At 70.8% G+C, this 15,537-nt stretch carries 14 protein-coding genes; 8 read left to right on the forward strand and 6 right to left on the reverse strand.

The genetic code is table 11. The features are described from left to right. Positions 1–23: 23 nt before the first annotated feature. Together IG08_RS0135790 and IG08_RS0135795 are read right to left on the reverse strand one after the other, a co-directional pair. Positions 24–1,418, reverse strand: coding sequence for a metallopeptidase TldD-related protein (locus tag IG08_RS0135790; protein ID WP_030612588.1), 1,395 nt, complete (start codon positions 1,416–1,418; stop codon positions 24–26). Beyond that, positions 1,415–2,938 (reverse strand): TldD/PmbA family protein, encoded by a 1,524-nt coding sequence (locus IG08_RS0135795; RefSeq protein ID WP_030612591.1) that lies wholly within the window; start codon positions 2,936–2,938, stop codon positions 1,415–1,417. Before IG08_RS0135795 ends, IG08_RS0135790 begins: the two co-directional genes overlap by 4 nt. 240 nt (positions 2,939–3,178) lie before the next feature. On the opposite strand from IG08_RS0135795, the gene fabG reads away from it, so the two are divergent. The 3 genes from fabG to IG08_RS0135810 all read left to right on the forward strand — a co-directional run bounded on the left by fabG (position 3,179) and on the right by IG08_RS0135810 (position 5,183). Then, positions 3,179–3,883: a 3-oxoacyl-[acyl-carrier-protein] reductase gene (fabG, locus tag IG08_RS0135800; RefSeq protein ID WP_030612594.1), complete on the forward strand. Its 705-nt coding sequence runs from the start codon at positions 3,179–3,181 to the stop codon at positions 3,881–3,883. A 5-nt stretch (positions 3,884–3,888) separates the two neighbouring features. Continuing rightward, a complete protein-coding gene (gene fabI / locus IG08_RS0135805) occupies positions 3,889–4,656 on the forward strand; it encodes an enoyl-ACP reductase FabI (RefSeq protein ID WP_030612597.1) in 768 nt (255 codons plus the stop codon). Between the two features lie 173 nt (positions 4,657–4,829). Then, a complete protein-coding gene (locus tag IG08_RS0135810) occupies positions 4,830–5,183 on the forward strand; it encodes a hypothetical protein (RefSeq protein WP_030612599.1) in 354 nt (117 codons plus the stop codon). Here the strand turns inward: IG08_RS0135810 and IG08_RS0135815 are convergent. Then, entirely contained in the window at positions 5,158–5,853 is a 696-nt protein-coding gene (locus IG08_RS0135815) for a FadR/GntR family transcriptional regulator (RefSeq protein ID WP_030612602.1), read from the reverse strand. The genes IG08_RS0135810 and IG08_RS0135815 overlap by 26 nt on opposite strands. Before the next feature lie 70 nt (positions 5,854–5,923). Between IG08_RS0135815 and IG08_RS0135820 the strand changes: the two genes are divergently transcribed. The 4 genes from IG08_RS0135820 (at position 5,924) to IG08_RS0135835 (ending at position 8,365) form a co-directional block, all read left to right on the forward strand. Continuing rightward, positions 5,924–7,228, forward strand: coding sequence for a CynX/NimT family MFS transporter (locus tag IG08_RS0135820; RefSeq protein ID WP_030612604.1), 1,305 nt, complete (start codon positions 5,924–5,926; stop codon positions 7,226–7,228). A 48-nt stretch (positions 7,229–7,276) separates the two neighbouring features. Then, complete coding sequence (locus IG08_RS62585) at positions 7,277–7,393, forward strand: SGM_5486 family transporter-associated protein (RefSeq protein WP_106981092.1); 117 nt, start codon at positions 7,277–7,279, stop codon at positions 7,391–7,393. Positions 7,394–7,574: 181 nt separating this feature from the next. Beyond that, positions 7,575–7,781 carry a hypothetical protein gene (locus tag IG08_RS0135830; RefSeq protein WP_030612607.1) on the forward strand — a complete coding sequence of 69 codons (207 nt, stop codon included), beginning with the start codon at positions 7,575–7,577 and terminating at the stop codon, positions 7,779–7,781. Positions 7,782–7,846: 65 nt separating this feature from the next. Next, positions 7,847–8,365, forward strand: coding sequence for a SixA phosphatase family protein (locus IG08_RS0135835; protein WP_030612614.1), 519 nt, complete (start codon positions 7,847–7,849; stop codon positions 8,363–8,365). 64 nt (positions 8,366–8,429) lie between these two features. Here the strand turns inward: IG08_RS0135835 and serB are convergent, their stop codons facing one another. Together serB and IG08_RS0135845 are read right to left on the reverse strand one after the other, a co-directional pair. After that, positions 8,430–9,647, reverse strand: a complete 1,218-nt coding sequence (gene serB, locus IG08_RS0135840) for a phosphoserine phosphatase SerB (RefSeq protein ID WP_030612615.1) — start codon at positions 9,645–9,647, stop codon at positions 8,430–8,432. Between the two features lie 195 nt (positions 9,648–9,842). Then, entirely contained in the window at positions 9,843–11,942 is a 2,100-nt protein-coding gene (locus IG08_RS0135845) for a streptophobe family protein (RefSeq protein WP_043456082.1), read from the reverse strand. Between the two features lie 250 nt (positions 11,943–12,192). Here IG08_RS0135845 and IG08_RS0135850 point away from each other — a divergent pair, with 250 nt between their 5' ends. Beyond that, entirely contained in the window at positions 12,193–14,694 is a 2,502-nt protein-coding gene (locus tag IG08_RS0135850; RefSeq protein ID WP_030612617.1) for an ABC transporter ATP-binding protein/permease, read from the forward strand. Positions 14,695–14,775: 81 nt separating this feature from the next. Here the strand turns inward: IG08_RS0135850 and IG08_RS0135855 are convergent, their stop codons facing one another. Further along, positions 14,776–15,534 carry a transglycosylase SLT domain-containing protein gene (locus IG08_RS0135855; protein WP_030612618.1) on the reverse strand — a complete coding sequence of 253 codons (759 nt, stop codon included), beginning with the start codon at positions 15,532–15,534 and terminating at the stop codon, positions 14,776–14,778. Positions 15,535–15,537 lie beyond the last annotated feature (3 nt).

A 15,537-nucleotide genomic window follows, 5' to 3' on the forward strand; every position in this document is an offset into this window, starting at 1 on the left:
CGGCCTCGTAATCAGGTACGAGGTTATACGCCCTGACTGACAGAGCTCATATTGAAGTCCGGCACCCTCAGGGCTGGCATCGCAGCCCTAGTGAACCAGTCGCTCCACTCCCTCGGCAGCGTCTTTTCCGTGCGCCCGGCCTCCGCGGCCCGGCCCAGCAGATCCACCGGCGACTCGTTGAAGCGGAAGTTGTTGACCTCTCCGGTGACCTCGCCGTTCTCGACGAGGTAGACGCCGTCCCGGGTCAGGCCGGTCAGCAGCAGCGTGGCCGGGTCGACCTCGCGGATGTACCAGAGGCAGGTCAGCAGCAGCCCGCGCTCGGTGTTCGCAACCATCTCGTCCAGGGAGCGGTCCTCGCCGCCGTCCAGGATCAGGTTGCCGATCGCCGGGGCCACGGGCAGCCCGGTCAGGCCCGCACTGTGCCGGGTGGTCGTCAGGTGTCGCAGCTCGCCCTCGTGAATCCAGTCGGTCGAGCCGACCGGCAGCCCGTTGTCGAACACCGACTGGTCGCCGCCGGAGGAGTGCGCGACCACGAAGGGCGCGGTCTCCAGGCCCGGCTCGTTCGGGTCGCTGCGCAGGGTCAGCGGCAGGTCGGTCAGCTTCTCGCCGACCCGGGTGCCGCCGCCGGGCTTGGAGAAGACCGTCCGCCCCTCGGCCGCGTCCCGGCCCGACGCCGACCACAGCTGGTAGATCAGCAGGTCCGCGACCGCGGTCGGCGGCAGCAACGTCTCGTACCGCCCGGCGGGCAGCTCGATCCGCCGCTCGGCCCAGCCCAGCCGTACGGCGAGCTCGGCGTCGAGCGCCGCCGGGTCGACGTCCTTGAAGTCCCGGGTGGAGCGGCCGGCCCACGCCGAGCGCGTACGGTCCGGCGACTTGGCGTTCAGCTCCAGCGTCCCGTTGGGCTGGTCGTAGCGCAGGCGCAGCCCGGTCGACGTGCCCAGGTACGTCGAGACCAGCTCGTGGTTGGCGAAGCCGTACAGCTCGCGGCCGCCCGCACGCGCGCGTGCGAAGGATTCGCCGAGCGCCGGCGCGAAGTCGGCGAAGACGGCGGACGACGTCGCGGTGGGCGCGTCGGTGAAGTCGGGCGACTCCGGTACGCCCGTGACCAGCGGCTGCGCGTCCTCGGCGGACCCGGCACCGCGCGCGGCGGCCTCGGCGGCCCGAACCAGCGGCTCCAGCTCGTCCTCGGTCACGGCCGACCGGGACACGACGCCGGAGGCGGTGCCCTCCTTGCCGTCGACGGTCGCGACGACCGTGAGCGTGCGCCCGCGCGTGACGCCGTTCGTCGTGAGCGCGTTGCCCGCCCAGCGCAGGTTGGCGGTCGACTGCTCGTCCGCGATGACGACACAGCCGTCGGCCCGGGACAGCGCGAGGGCGCGCTCGACGATCTCGTGCGGCTTGTTCGTACGAGGGCTCATCGACCGGCCTCCTGCGTGGTGTTGAGAATGTTGACGCCCTTGAAGAGGGCCGACGGGCAGCCGTGGGAGACGGCGGCGACCTGGCCCGGCTGGGCCTTGCCGCAGTTGAAGGCACCCCCGAGGACGTACGTCTGCGGGCCGCCCACCGCGGCCATCGAGCCCCAGAAGTCGGTGGTGGTCGCCTGGTAGGCGACGTCCCGCAGCTGCCCGGTGATCCGCCCGTTCTCGATCCTGAAGAACCGCTGGCCGGTGAACTGGAAGTTGTAGCGCTGCATGTCGATGGACCAGGAGCGGTCCCCGACGACGTAGATACCGCGGTCCACGCTGCCGATCAGGTCCTCGGTGGACATCCCGGCCGGGTCCGGCTGCAGCGACACGTTGGCCATGCGCTGCACGGGCACATGGCCGGGGGAGTCGGCGAAAGCGCACCCGTTGGACCGCTCGAACCCGGTCAGCTTCGCGATGCGCCGGTCCAGCTGGTAGCCGACCAGCGTGCCGTCCTTCACCAGGTTCCAGGACTGGCCCTCGACGCCCTCGTCGTCGTAGCCGACAGTCGCGAGGCCGTGCTCGGCGGTGCGGTCACCGGTGACGTTCATCAGCTCGGAGCCGTAGCGCAGCTTGCCGAGCTGGTCGAAGGTGGCGAAGGAGGTGCCGGCGTAGGCGGCCTCGTAGCCGAGCGCGCGGTCCAGCTCGGTGGCGTGGCCGATGGACTCGTGGATGGTCAGCCACAGGTTGGACGGGTCGACGACCAGGTCGTACAGGCCCGACTCGACGCTCGGCGCCCGCATCTTCTCGGCGAGCAGCTCCGGGATCCGGGCGAGCTCCGCGTCCCAGTCCCAGCCGGTGCCCGTGAGGTACTCCCAGCCGCGCCCGACCGGCGGCGCGATGGTCCGCATGGAGTCGAACTCGCCGCTCGACTCGTCGACCGACACGGCGGTCAGCTGCGGGTGCAGCCGAACGCGCTGCTGTGTGGTCACCGTCCCCGCGGTATCGGCGTAGAACTTGTTCTCGTGGACGGTGAGCAGCGAGGCGTCGACGTGGTTGACCCCGTTCGCAGCCAGCAGCCGTGAGCTCCAGTCCGCGAGCAGCGCCGACTTCTCCTCGTCGGGCACGCTGAACGGATCGATCTCGTACGACGAGATCCACGTCCTGTCGGTGTGCACCGGCTCGTCGGCGAGCTCCACCCGCTCGTCCGACCCGGCCGCCTTGATCACCTGCGCGGAGAGCTTGGCCATCGCCACGGCCTGCGAGGCGACCCTGGCGGCCGCGTCCATCGTCAGGTCCACGCCGGACGCGAACCCCCATGTACCGCCGTGCACGACCCGCACGGCGTACCCGAGGTCGGTGGTGTCCGAGGACCCGGAGGGCTTGGCGTCCCTCAGGCGCCAGGACGCACTGCGCACCCGCTCGAACCGGAAGTCCGCGTGGTCGGCCCCCAGCGCACGCGCGCGTGCGAGCGCGGCGTCGGCCAGAGCGCGTAGAGGAAGCGCAGTGAAGGCTTCGTCGATCGTATGGGGCACGGAGGTCTCCCTGTTGTCGTCGCCTGTCGGCTCCGATCATGTCGCGCGAGCGGGTGTGGGGACCACACGTTTCCGACCGCGGTCGGCATCTTTCTGTAGGGACCCGACAGCGAGTCCCGTGAGCCACTGTCGGTGCCCGAATGTCCGTGTGCCGTGGCGGACCGATAGGTTTCGAGGGAAGCCACCTGCCGGTCCAGTGTTCGGGCGGGTGTGTCAGACCGCTATCGAAAGGGTGATCCGTTGAGCCGCTCGGTTCTCGTCACCGGAGGCAACCGGGGCATCGGCCTCGCCATCGCCCGCGCATTCGCCGACGCCGGCGACAAGGTCGCGATCACGTACCGCTCGGGTGAGCCGCCGGCCGGCTTCCTCGCCGTCAAGTGCGACATCACCGACACCGAGCAGGTGGAGCAGGCCTACAAGGAGATCGAGGCCGAGCACGGCCCGGTCGAGGTCCTGATCGCCAACGCGGGCATCACCAAGGACCAGCTCCTGATGCGCATGTCCGAGGAGGACTTCACCTCGGTCGTCGACACCAACCTCACCGGCACCTTCCGCGTGGTCAAGCGCGCCAACCGCGGCATGCTGCGCGCCAAGAAGGGCCGCGTCGTCCTCATCTCCTCGGTCGTCGGGCTGTACGGCGGCCCGGGCCAGGCGAACTACGCCGCCTCCAAAGCCGCCCTGGTCGGCTTCGCGCGTTCGCTCGCCCGTGAGCTGGGCTCGCGCAACATCACCTTCAACGTCGTCGCGCCCGGCTTCGTCGACACCGACATGACCAAGGTGCTCACCGACGAGCAGCGCGAGGGCATCGTGAAGCAGGTGCCGCTCGGCCGGTACGCGCAGCCGGAGGAGATCGCCGCGACGGTGCGGTTCCTCGCCTCGGACGACGCCTCGTACATCACTGGAGCCGTCATCCCCGTTGACGGCGGACTGGGAATGGGTCACTGATCACCATGAGCGGAATTCTCGAGGGCAAGCGCGTCCTGATCACCGGTGTGCTGATGGAGTCCTCCATCGCCTTCCACACCGCCAAGCTGGCCCAGGAGCAGGGCGCGGAGATCATCCTGACCGCGTTCCCGCGGCCCACGCTGACCGAGCGCATCGCCCGGAAGCTGCCCAAGCCCACCAAGGTCATCGAGCTCGACGTCACCAACGACGAGCACCTCGGGCGCCTGGCCGACATCGTCGGCGAGGAGCTGGGCGGCCTCGACGGCGTCGTGCACTCCATCGGCTTCGCGCCGCAGGACGCGCTCGGCGGCAACTTCCTGAACACGCCGTTCGAGTCGGTCGCCACGGCCATGCACGTCTCGGCGTACTCCCTGAAGTCGCTCACCATGGCCTGTCTGCCGCTGATGCAGAACGGCGGCTCGGTCGTCGGCCTCACCTTCGACGCGCAGTACGCCTGGCCGCAGTACGACTGGATGGGCCCGGCCAAGGCCGCCCTGGAGGCCACCAGCCGCTACATGGCGCGCGACCTGGGCAAGCAGAACATCCGCTGCAACCTCATCTCCGCGGGCCCCATCGGTTCGATGGCCGCCAAGTCCATCCCGGGCTTCGGCGAGCTGGCCTCCGTCTGGGACAGCCGCGCCCCCCTGGAGTGGGACCTCAAGGACCCCGAGCCGGCCGGCAAGGGCGTCGTCGCCCTGCTGAGCGACTGGTTCCCGAAGACCACGGGCGAGATCATCCACGTCGACGGCGGTCTGCACGCCATCGGCGCGTGACGCTGCCGCTGTGACTCGGCCGATGGGTGAGGGCCCGCGTCCACAAGGACGCGGGCCCTCACCCATCACCCGTTCGGCCCACCCGGCCGGGCGGGGCGGGGAACAACTGCGCACTCTGGAGTACGCGTTCAGTTCGCCCTCCCCTCCCCAGCACGGCCGAGGAGGTCCCCCTTGTGCGCCTGTCCCGCAGCCTGGCCTCAGTGACCGTCGTCGTCTGCCTCGTGATGTCCCTGCCGTACGACGCGCTGCCGCACGCGCGCGTGGAGGTGCCCAAAGCCACCGAACCGGAGCTGTTCGGTGCCTGGTGCCGCAACCGTGTCACCGGCTCTCATGTGATCGCGTACTGCCACAACCCGTATCCGCGTACCGACAGCGTCAGGCTGCACATCGAGTGCGACCGCTGGTGGGACGTCGACAGTGACTCGGCCGCGGTCGACGCCGGGCCCGCGCAGACCGTGCGGCTGACCGGCCGCTGCTGGAAAGAGGTCCGGTCCGCGTGGGTCAGCCACCGGAAGCAGGCGCGCTGAACCGCCCCGGACGGCACCGGAACGGATAGCTCGCGGCCTCCTCGGCCGCCGCCGTCGCGTCACCCGCGCGGATCGCGTCGACGAGGCGCGTGTGATCCATGTGCGTCTCCGGCGTCAGCTCCTCGCCGACGTCCTCGCGCAGCCAGTCCCGCAGCACCTCGCCGAGGTCCGCGTACATCGCGGACATCACGTCGTTGTGGGAGGCCGCCACCACCGCGAGGTGGAAGGTGGCGTCCGCCGTCACGAACGCCTCCGCGTCACCCGACTCCCAGGCCTCCTCGCGCCGTACGAGGAGCGCGTCGAGCTGCTTGAGGTCCTTCTCCGTGCGCCGCTCGGCGGCCAGTCTCGCCGCGGACGACTCCAGCGTGGAACGCAGCTCGGCGATGTGCCGCGGGTCCGCGTCGGCGAAGCGGCGGTGCATCACTCCCGCCAGCTCACTGGTCGCCACGACGTACGTCCCGGAGCCCTGGCGGATGTCCAGCAGACCGTTGTGCGCGAGCGCGCGGACGGCCTCGCGCACCGTGTTGCGGGCAACCCCCAGCTGCTCGACCAGCTCGGGCTCGGTCGGGATCCGGGAGCCGACCGGCCACTCGCCCGAGGTGATCTGGTGGCGCAGCGCGGCGATGACCTGCTCGGACAGAGCCGAACGGCGGGGGTGGCTCAGGGGCATGGCACACCTTCGCACGAGCGGGACGGGAGAGGGCGCCCCGGGGATGGACAACCAATCATCCCATGATTCTATGATGGGCGGCATGGCGAGCGAGGAAACCCGGACGATGAAGTCCAAGACCGTACGCAGCTCCGCGACCGAGTCGGAGGGAGCCGCGGTGCCCGCCACGCGCGCGTGGGCGACGCGCCTGGTCGTCCTCGGCATCGTGCTGTCCGCCCTCAACCTCCGCCCGGCCATCACCAGCCTCGGCGCCCTCCTCGAAGAGGCCCGCGACGGGCTCGGCATGAGCGGCAGCGTCGCCGGACTCCTCACCTCGGTGCCCCCGCTCTGCTTCGCCGTCTTCGGCGTCATGGCGCCCCGGCTGGCCCGCCGCTTCGGGCCGGGCGCGGTGGTGTGCGCGGGCATGGTCGCCATCACGGCGGGTCTGGTCGTACGGCCGTACGCGGGAAGCACGGCCGGCTTCCTGGCCGCCACCGCCCTCGCCCTCATGGGCATCGCGGTCAGCAACGTGCTGATGCCGGTCATCGTCAAGCGCTGGTTCCCGGACCGGGTCGGCTCCATGACCGGCCTGTACTCGATGGCGCTCGCCCTCGGCACCGCGTCCGCAGCGGCCGTCACGGTGCCGGTGACGGAGATGCTGGGCGGGAGCTGGCAGTCGGGGCTGGCAGTCTGGGCGGGGCTGGCCGCGGCGGCCGTACTGCCGTGGATCCCGCTCGTACGGGACCGGGGGGCGACGCCGGCCGAGCAGCCGGCCGTCCGGCGGGAGCACGCGCGCGTGGAGCCGCCCGCACTGCGGATCACCCGGAGCCGTACCGCCTGGGCGCTCGCCGTCTTCTTCGGGCTGCAGGCCACCGCCGCCTACATCACGATGGGCTGGATGGCACAGATCTTCCGGGACGCGGGCGTGTCCGCGAGCACGGCCGGGCTGCTGCTGGCCATCACGATGGTCATGGGCGTGCCGCTGGCCTTCGTCATCCCGCGCGTCGCCACCCGGCTGCCGCAGCAGGGCCCGATCGTGATCGCGCTCGGCGTCTGCGGCCTCGCCGGCTACGCGGGCCTGTACTTCGCGCCCGCCGCCGGCGCCTGGGCCTGGGCCGTGCTGCTCGGTGTCTCCAACTGCGCCTTCCCGCTGGCCCTCACGATGGTCGGGATGCGGGCCCGGACCGGCGCGGGCGTCGCCCAGCTGTCGGCCTTCGCGCAGAGCACCGGCTATCTGATCTCCATCCCGGGCCCGCTCCTGGTCGGCGTGCTCTACCAGCACAGCGGCGGCTGGGGCCTGCCGATCGGGCTCATGGCCGCCCTGATGGTCCCGCAGATGGCGGTCGGTGTGCTGGCGGGGCGCAACCGCACCGTGGAGGACGAGGCGGCCCGCTGACGTCACCCCGGGGGAGCCGCCGAGGAGGGCGGGTGCGAGACTTGCCGTATGCCAGTGCTCGACCCGAACCCCCCGAACGGCCAGAAGAAGATGCTGCTCGTCTTCGGCTCGTTCCTCGCCATCTTCGTGATCATCGGGATCATCGCGTCGATCGCCTCGCCGTGATCCGAGCCCCCCTCGACGGCCGATGGTGGGGCTAGCCCCACCATCCCCTAGGGGGCGAGTGTCAGGGTCAACTGGGTGGATCTCCGGATGGGTTGAGGGCCCCCGGTTCCGTAACTTCGAGATGTGACCGCGATACGTCGATCGCGGTCCGCAGACCACTCGAAGACCAGCGGAGGCACCCATGTCGGCCCCTACGTACACGAGGCCCCGCCCGGCGTCCCGGGGCGGCGTCGACATCCGGCTGCCCTGGTGGGCCCTCGCGCTGCCGACGCTGGCCTTCATCGTGCTGCTGGCGCTGATCCTCAATCCGACCGACGCGCACGCGGCGACCGGCGACCCCGCCATCACTCATCTCTTCGAGCGTATGCAGCAGCTGATAGGCCGCTGAGCACCTGCTGAGCCGCCAGTCAACTCCCTGCGCCCCATGGCCTGTTTCATGCGAAGCTGGATCCTATGAGCGTCGCAGAACCCCGCAGGATTGTCCTCTTCCGGCATGCGAAAGCCGACTGGCCCCAGATGACCGACCACGAGCGGCCGCTCGCCGATCGGGGCCGAATGGAGGCGGCAGAAGCCGGACGGAGGCTGGCCGACACCGGCATCCCCTTCGATCTGGCCCTGTGCTCCACGGCGACCCGGACCCGCGAGACCTGGAAGCTTGCTGTCCAGGAGTTCCCGCACCGGCCGAAAACCCTGTACGAGGAGCGGATCTACGAGGCCTCGCCCGGCGAGCTGATCGCTCTGCTCAACGAAACCCCTGATGACGCGCAGAACGTCCTCCTGGTCGGCCACAACCCGGGCATCCAGGGCCTCGCCGACATCCTGGCGGGCTCCGCCGAGGACGCCGTGCGCGAGCGGATGAGCAGCCGTGGCTTCCCGGCCGCCGCCTTCGCCGTGCTGTCCTTCAGCGGCTCCTGGAAGAGCCTGGAGCCCGGTGTGGCCACGCTGCTCGACTACTGGGCGCCGTCCGACTGACGACCCGACCCGCGCGAGACGCACCAGGGGCCCGGCACCGTGACGGTGCCGGGCCCCTTGCCGATCAGTCCTCCACGTGCGCGTCCGCCGCCTCGACCTCTTCGCGGGTGACGCCCAGCAGATACAGCACCGTGTCCAGGAACGGCACGTTCACCGCGGTGTGCGCGGCCTCCCGGACGACCGGCTTGGCGTTGAAGGCGACCCCGAGCCCGGCCGCGTTCAGCATGTCCAGGTCGTTGGCACCGTCGCCGATCGCCACCGTCTGGGACAGCGGTACGCCCGCCTCCGCGGCGAACCGGCGCAGCAGCCGCGCCTTGCCCGCCCGGTCCACGATCTCCCCGGTGACCCGGCCGGTCAGCTTGCCGTCGACGATCTCCAGCGTGTTGGCCTGGGCGAAGTCGAGCCCGAGCCGCTCCTTCAGGTCGTCGGTGACCTGGGTGAACCCACCGGACACGACACCGACTTGGAAGCCGAGCCGCTTCAGCGTACGGATCAGCGTGCGCGCGCCCGGCGTCAGCCGCACCTCGCTGCGCACCTTGTCCACCACCGAGGCGTCCAGCCCCTCCAGCAGCGCCACGCGCGCGTGCAGCGACTGCTCGAAGTCCAGCTCCCCGCGCATCGCGGCCGCCGTCACCTCGGCGACCTTGTCCTCGCAGCCGGCGTGCGCGGCGAAGAGCTCGATCACCTCGTCCTGGATGAGCGTCGAGTCCACGTCCATGACGACCAGGCGCTGCGCCCGCCGGTGCAGCCCGGCCGCGACGACCGCCACATCCACACCGAGCGCGGCGGCATCCGTCACGAGGGCGGTGCGCAGCGGCTCGGTCTCCACACCGGACACCGCGAACTCGACCGCCGTGACCGGGTACTTGGCGAGCCGGAAGATCCGGTCGATGTTGCCGCCCGCCTTGGTGATCTTGGCGGCGATCGCGGCGGTCGCCTCCGCGGTGAGCGGATGCCCGAGCACGGTGACCAGCGAACGGCCGAGCCCGCGCGGCCGGTTGTCGCCGAGGCCGGAGATGATCTCCGCCTGCATCTTCATCGACTCGGCCCAGTTGTGGACAGTCCGCCGCAGATCACCCTCCAGTCCCGAGGGCGGCTCGGTCACCAGCGCGCACAGCACCATTCGGCCACGCGTGACGACCTGCTCGATGTCGACCACGTCGAGCGAATAGGCGGCAAGGGTGTCGAAGAGGCCGGCCGTGATGCCCGGCCTGTCCTTCCCGAAGATCTTGACGAGAAGGGTGGGGACATCGGAGGACGGCGAGGTCTGCGAAGCGCTCATGGTGTTCTAACCGTAACGGGCACGCAGTGCCGCCTGCTCCTGCGGTCCGTCTAGCGGACACGGAACAGTAGGTGTCGGACCGGTGGCGTGAAACTTACGGATCAGCCACGCCTTCGCCACATCGAGTCGTATCGAGTCGTACCGGGTCGTACCGAGGTGTGCCGAGCCGTGTTGATGCGTGCCGAACTGTGCCGATCAGCGGCGACCCTTCGGCTTCCCCGGGGGCGGCGGGGGCGGCGGGGGAGGCGGTGGTGGCGGTGGCCCGTCGTCCGGTGAGGACGGTCGCCGGTTGCCGCGCCGCCCCCGTGGGGGCTGCTGCGGCGACCGGGGCGGCGGCTCGATCGGCTGGGCCATCGTGGGCGCGCCGTACACGTCGTTGCCCGGTGGCGCGTCGCCGGACCGCCCCGCGTCGCCGGACCGCCCCGCGTCGCCGGACCGCCCCGCCTCGCCGGACGGTTCAGCGTCTTCGGGCGGGGGTGCCGCACGCCGTGGCCATGTGCCCCCGGACGGCCCTGCGCCCTGATCCGGCCGATTCCCGCCGGGCGACCGCGGCCCTCGGGCAGGCGGGATTCCGCTGCCCGGCCGCGCGTCCTCCGGTTCCCGCAGCTCTTCCGGTACCTGCAGATACGGATTGGTGGCCGGGTTCGGCGCCCGGTACGGCGCACCGGGCGCGTATGGCCCGGTCCCGCCCGTGTGCTGCCCGGTCCCGCCCGTGTGCTGCCCGCTCCCGCCCGCGTATGGCCCGGACTCACCGGCGTACGGGCCGGCCCTGGACCCGGTCTCCCCCGGGTGGGCCCCAGCCCCGCCTCCGCCGCCCCCGCCGCTCTCCCGCGCGTAGTACGGCTGCCCAGCGCCTCCCACGCTCGCCGGCCGGGGCACCCCGGCCCCCGCCGCCCCCGCCACGTCACCGAGTGCCAGCGGCGCAGCCCGCTGCCCCGCCGCCCCGGTCGCGCGCGCCAGCAACGCCCCGGCGGCCCCCGCACCCGCGCCCCACACGGCGCCGAGGAGCAGCGCCATGCCGAGGTTCCCGTTCAGCTTGATCCCCGCCCCGAACGCGTCGAAGCCCAGCACGGACAGTGAGGCGTCCACGGACAGCTCCGTCAGCCACGCGAGCAGCGGCAAGGTCAACGCGGTCGCGATCCCCAGCCGCAGCGCACAGCGCCCGGCGAAACCGAGGGCGCCCGGATCCCGTACGACACCACCGGTCACCTCCCCGGGTGTCCGTACCGCCGTCAGCACCCCCGCGAGCAGCATCATCATCGCCGCCGCGACACCCAGCAGCCACACCCGCCCGTCGAGGTCCGCCAGCCGCCCCAGCGTCACGGACTGGTCGGAGTCGGAGTTCAGCAGGTCGTCCAGCGGATCCGGCAGGAAGTTCGTCAGCACCCCGGTCGCCCTGCCGTCGAACGGCACGAACAGGCCGATGGGAATGCCCAGCCACACCCCGTTCGGCGCGCCCAGCAGGGCCGCGCCCGCGATCCGCTTGGGATTGTCGTCGCTGATCGCCGCGAACCCCGCCGCCGCGAACCCGGCGGCCACCGCCACCAGCAGCACCGTCACGAGGGCGGACGCGGCCGGCCGTACCACCCGGTGCACGGCCTCCCAGCCGCTCGGCAGGGGAGTCCGACGTGACGCCAGCAGGGCGATCAGCAGGATCCCGGCCGACCAGCCGAGCCCGCCGAGCAGTGTCGGTGCCGTGTCGACCGTGAAGCCCACCGCCGCCTTCGCGTCGATGAGGCCGCCGATCTGGTCGGGCAGCAGCCCCCCGATGTCGCCGACGCCGGGAATCTCGATGCCGCTCCCGCCCCCGCCGGGCAGGTCGTCGAGCCCCAGCGCGCTCCCGTCGATCGTGATGACGTCGTGCCCCGCCCAGGCCAGCCCGCCCAGCATCGCCGTGAACAGGGCGACCACCGCACCCGCGCGCGCGAGGAGTTCGGACCGCGCGATCTCAACTCCGGCCCCCCGCAGGGACCGTAGGAAGAACCAGGACAAAAGCACCGCGCCGACCAGGCTCACGCCCAGTGGCGTGATCTCGATGGCGGTCGCCGCCTCCGCGCCCGTGAGACCGAATGCGGACACATCTCCGGACGGGGTGACGGAACCACCCGCCCCAAGGGCCACCACCGCCGCGGTCATCGGCCCCAGCGAGCTCGCCGTGTCCGCCTCCAGCAGGTGCAGGCCGAGCGCCGCCGTGCCCGCCATCCCGATCAACGCCCAGCTCACGGAGGCGATCGCGGACAGCAGGATGTCTCCCCACGGCAGCCTCGTGCCCTGCTTCGTCGTTCCGACGCTCATGGACGCACTCATGGCAGACCCCCCGATCCGCGGCGCGGCCGACCGCCGCGCGTGTCCCCCTGGCGTGGATTACCACTCTCCGGGTCGGTTTCAACCCCGTCAACGGAACCGGGCGAAGCGTGCGTACGTGGTCTTCGGAGGGCTCAACTTTCGGTCAGGGGGTGGAGACTGAAATAGTTCCCGACGATGTTCGACATCCCTAGACTCCCTGTGTTGGGGGTAACTCGGGGGACTACTCATGGGGTATGGAGTGCCGGAACTCGTACTGGAATCCAATGGACGTACCTGGACGCTCGACCCGTCCAGGCCATACACCCTCGGACGCGATCCGCAGGGGGACATCGTGTTCGACGACGCCAGGGTGTCCTGGCGTCACGCCACGATCAGCTGGGGGGGCCGCAGTTGGGCCATCGAGGACCATGGCAGCACCAACGGAACGTTCGTGCAGGGCCAGCGGATCCATCAGATGGAGATCGGCCCGGGTTCGGCCGTCCACCTCGGCAACGCCGCCGACGGACCGCTGCTGAACCTCTCCGGCGCCGCGGCCGCGGTCGCACAGCCCCAGCAGCAGCCGTACGCCGCACAGGGCGCGAACCCCGGCTGGGCCCAGCAGGCGCCGCCGCAGCAGCAGGCACCGCAGGCGGACTGGCAGAAGCCTCAGCAGGCCGCTCCGCAGATCCCGCAGCAGCACGGGCCCGGCGTCGGCGCGGGGGCGCCGCCGGTCTACGGCGACCGCAGCCCGACCACGTTCCACCAGTTCTCGCTCGGCCGCGTCATGCGCATCGGCCGCGCCCTGGAGAACGACCTGGTCGTCTCCGACCTGCAGGTCTCGCGCAACCACGCCGAGTTCCACGCGACGCCCGACAGCCGCTTCGAGATCCGCGACCTGGGCTCGCACAACGGCACATACGTCAACGGCCAGCCGATCCCCAAGGGCGGCACGCAGCTGCTCGGCCCGAACGACATCGTCGGCGTCGGCCACTCCACGTTCCGCCTGGTCGGCGACCGTCTCGAGGAGTTCGTCGACACCGGTGAGATCTCCTTCTCGGCCCGCCATCTGACCGTCACGGTCGACGGCGGCAAGCAGATCCTCAAGGACGTCTCCTTCGGTGTCCCGGAGAAGTCGCTGGTCGCGGTCATCGGCCCGTCCGGCTCCGGCAAGTCGACCCTGCTCAAGGCGCTGACGGGCTACCGGCCCGCCAACCAGGGCGACGTCCTCTACGACAACCGCAACCTGTACAAGCAGTTCGCCGAGCTGCGCCAGCGCATCGGTCTGGTCCCGCAGGACGACATCCTGCACAAGGAACTGACCGTCAAGAAGGCCCTCAAGTACGCGGCCAAGCTGCGCTTCCCGGCCGACACCACGGGCGCCGAGCGCGAGTCCCGCATAGACGAGGTGCTGCGCGAGCTGAAGCTCGACATCCACAAGGAGAAGAAGGTCACCTCCCTCTCCGGCGGCCAGCGCAAGCGCGTCTCGGTGGCCCTGGAGCTCCTCACCAAGCCGTCGCTGATCTTCCTGGACGAGCCGACCTCCGGCCTCGACCCGGGCATGGACCGCGACGTCATGCAGCTGCTGCGCGGCCTCGCCGACGACGGCCGCACCGTCCTCGTCGTCACCCACTCCGTGGCCGAGCTGGCACTGTGCGACAAGCTGCTCGTGATGGCGCCGGGTGGTGCCGTGGCGTACTTCGGCCCGCCCGAGGAGGCCCTGAACTTCTTCGGCTACGACACCTGGGCCGACGTCTTCTCCGCCTTCGAGAACTACCGCGACTACGACTGGGCGGGCCGCTGGAAGGGCTCGCAGCACTACCAGATGTACGCCGCGGACATCGACGCCGTTGCCGCGCAGTCCGTACAGCTGCCGCCGATGCAGGCGATGAAGCCGCCGAAGCCACAGGGCTGGATGTCCCAGTTCGTCACGCTGGTGCGCCGCTACGTCTCGGTGATCGCCTCCGACAAGGGCTTCCTGGCCCTGACGGTGATCCTGCCGGCCGTTCTCGGCGCGGTGAGCCTCCTGATCGACTCGGGCAACAGTCTGCTGCCCAACCCGGCCAACCCGAAGACCGGCCAGATCATCCCGAACGGCACGGCCACCACGGTCCTGCTGATCCTCGCGGTCGGCGCCTGCTTCTCCGGCGCCGCGAACTCCGTCCGTGAGCTGATCAAGGAACGGGTCATCTACGAGCGGGAGCGCGCGACCGGCCTGTCGCGTTCCGCGTACCTGATGTCCAAGGTGTTCGTGCTCGGTGTGATCACCGTGCTGCAGGGCCTGATGGTCGGTCTCATCGGCTTCGCGAGCCGGGAGATCCCGCAGCAGGGCCTGGTCTTCGGCAATGTGATCCTGCTCGAGCTCGCCATCCCGATCATGGCGCTGGGCTTCACCTCGATGATGTTCGGCCTGATCATCTCCGCGGTCGTGAAGACGGCCGAGAAGACCATGCCGCTGCTGGTCATGTTCGCGATCATCCAGGTCGTGTTCACCGGCTGCCTGTTCACCCTGAACGGCGCGGTCGGCGTCAACCAGTTCTCGTACCTCATGCCGTCCCGCTGGGCGGTCGGTGCCGCGGGCGCCACGCTGGACTTCAACAAGATCAGCCCGCCCGAGAAGGGCGGCAGCAACGACCCGCTGTGGGAGCACACCGTCGGCGCCTGGGGCATGGACATCGCCGCCCTGGTCGTCCTCGGCGTGATCTGCGGCTTCTTCGTGGCCCGCTTCCTGCGCCGCCACGAGCCCGAGGTCATGCGCAAGTGATGACTGCCGTACGACCCGAAGGGCGGCGCCCCTGATGGGGTGCCGCCCTTCGGCGCTCACGCAAAGAGGTCCGCGCCGACCTCAGTACGCGCCGTTGACGTTGTCGATCGAGCCGTACTTGTCGGCCGCGTAGTTGGCCGCGGCCGTGATGTTGGCGACCGGGTCGTACTGGCTCCAGGCCGTGCCGGCGACGTGGTACGCGTTGAAGGTCGGCTTGATGACCTGGAGCAGGCCGATCGACGGCGTGCCATTGATGGCGTTGACGTCCCAGCCGTTGATGGCGTTCGGGTTGCCCGAGGACTCCCGCATGATGTTGCGGTACAGGCCGTTGTAGGTGCCCGGGATGCCCTTGGACTTCATGATGTCCAGGGACTCCTTGATCCAGCCGTCGAGGTTGTTGCTGTAGGTCTTCGCGGCGACGGCCTTGACCTTGGTGCGCTGCGCGGACCGGCTCGCGGCCTCCTTCGCCTTGCGCTCGGCCGCGGCCTTCTTCGCGGCGGCGGCCTCGGCGGCCTTCTTCTTCGCGGCAGCCTCCGCCTTGGCCTTGGCGTCCGCCTTGGCCCTGGCCGCAGCCGCGGCCTTCTCCTTCGCCTCGGCGGCCTTGCCCTGCAGGCTGGCCTCGGCGAGCTGCTCGCTGGCGCTCGCCCGGAGGCCCTTGAGCTGCTCGGAGCTGTACGCCGCCGGAGCGGCGGCCGCCTCGGACGTGGTCGTCTGTGCGTTGCCCGGAACCGCGGTGAACGCGACGGCGGCGGCGCCGAGCGTGGCGACACCGGCGATCGCGATCTTGTGGCGCTTGGTCAGCGCACGACTATGGCCAGGCGTGGTGGAGTTCTTGGGCATGGC

Source organism: Streptomyces fulvoviolaceus (assembly GCF_000718165.1).
Lineage (GTDB): Bacteria > Actinomycetota > Actinomycetes > Streptomycetales > Streptomycetaceae > Streptomyces > Streptomyces fulvoviolaceus.

Coding starts and splice junctions, on each gene's coding strand:
- IG08_RS0135830 (WP_030612607.1), top strand. CDS start 7,575: ATGTCGGCCCCTACGTACACGAGGCCCCGCCCGGCGTCCCGGGGCGGC.
- IG08_RS0135855 (WP_030612618.1), bottom strand. CDS start 15,534: ATGCCCAAGAACTCCACCACGCCTGGCCATAGTCGTGCGCTGACCAAG.
- IG08_RS0135820 (WP_030612604.1), top strand. CDS start 5,924: ATGATGGGCGGCATGGCGAGCGAGGAAACCCGGACGATGAAGTCCAAG.
- IG08_RS0135835 (WP_030612614.1), top strand. CDS start 7,847: ATGAGCGTCGCAGAACCCCGCAGGATTGTCCTCTTCCGGCATGCGAAA.
- IG08_RS62585 (WP_106981092.1), top strand. CDS start 7,277: ATGCCAGTGCTCGACCCGAACCCCCCGAACGGCCAGAAGAAGATGCTG.
- IG08_RS0135845 (WP_043456082.1), bottom strand. CDS start 11,942: ATGAGCGTCGGAACGACGAAGCAGGGCACGAGGCTGCCGTGGGGAGAC.
- fabI (WP_030612597.1), top strand. CDS start 3,889: ATGAGCGGAATTCTCGAGGGCAAGCGCGTCCTGATCACCGGTGTGCTG.
- IG08_RS0135815 (WP_030612602.1), bottom strand. CDS start 5,853: ATGCCCCTGAGCCACCCCCGCCGTTCGGCTCTGTCCGAGCAGGTCATC.
- IG08_RS0135790 (WP_030612588.1), bottom strand. CDS start 1,418: ATGAGCCCTCGTACGAACAAGCCGCACGAGATCGTCGAGCGCGCCCTC.
- serB (WP_030612615.1), bottom strand. CDS start 9,647: ATGAGCGCTTCGCAGACCTCGCCGTCCTCCGATGTCCCCACCCTTCTC.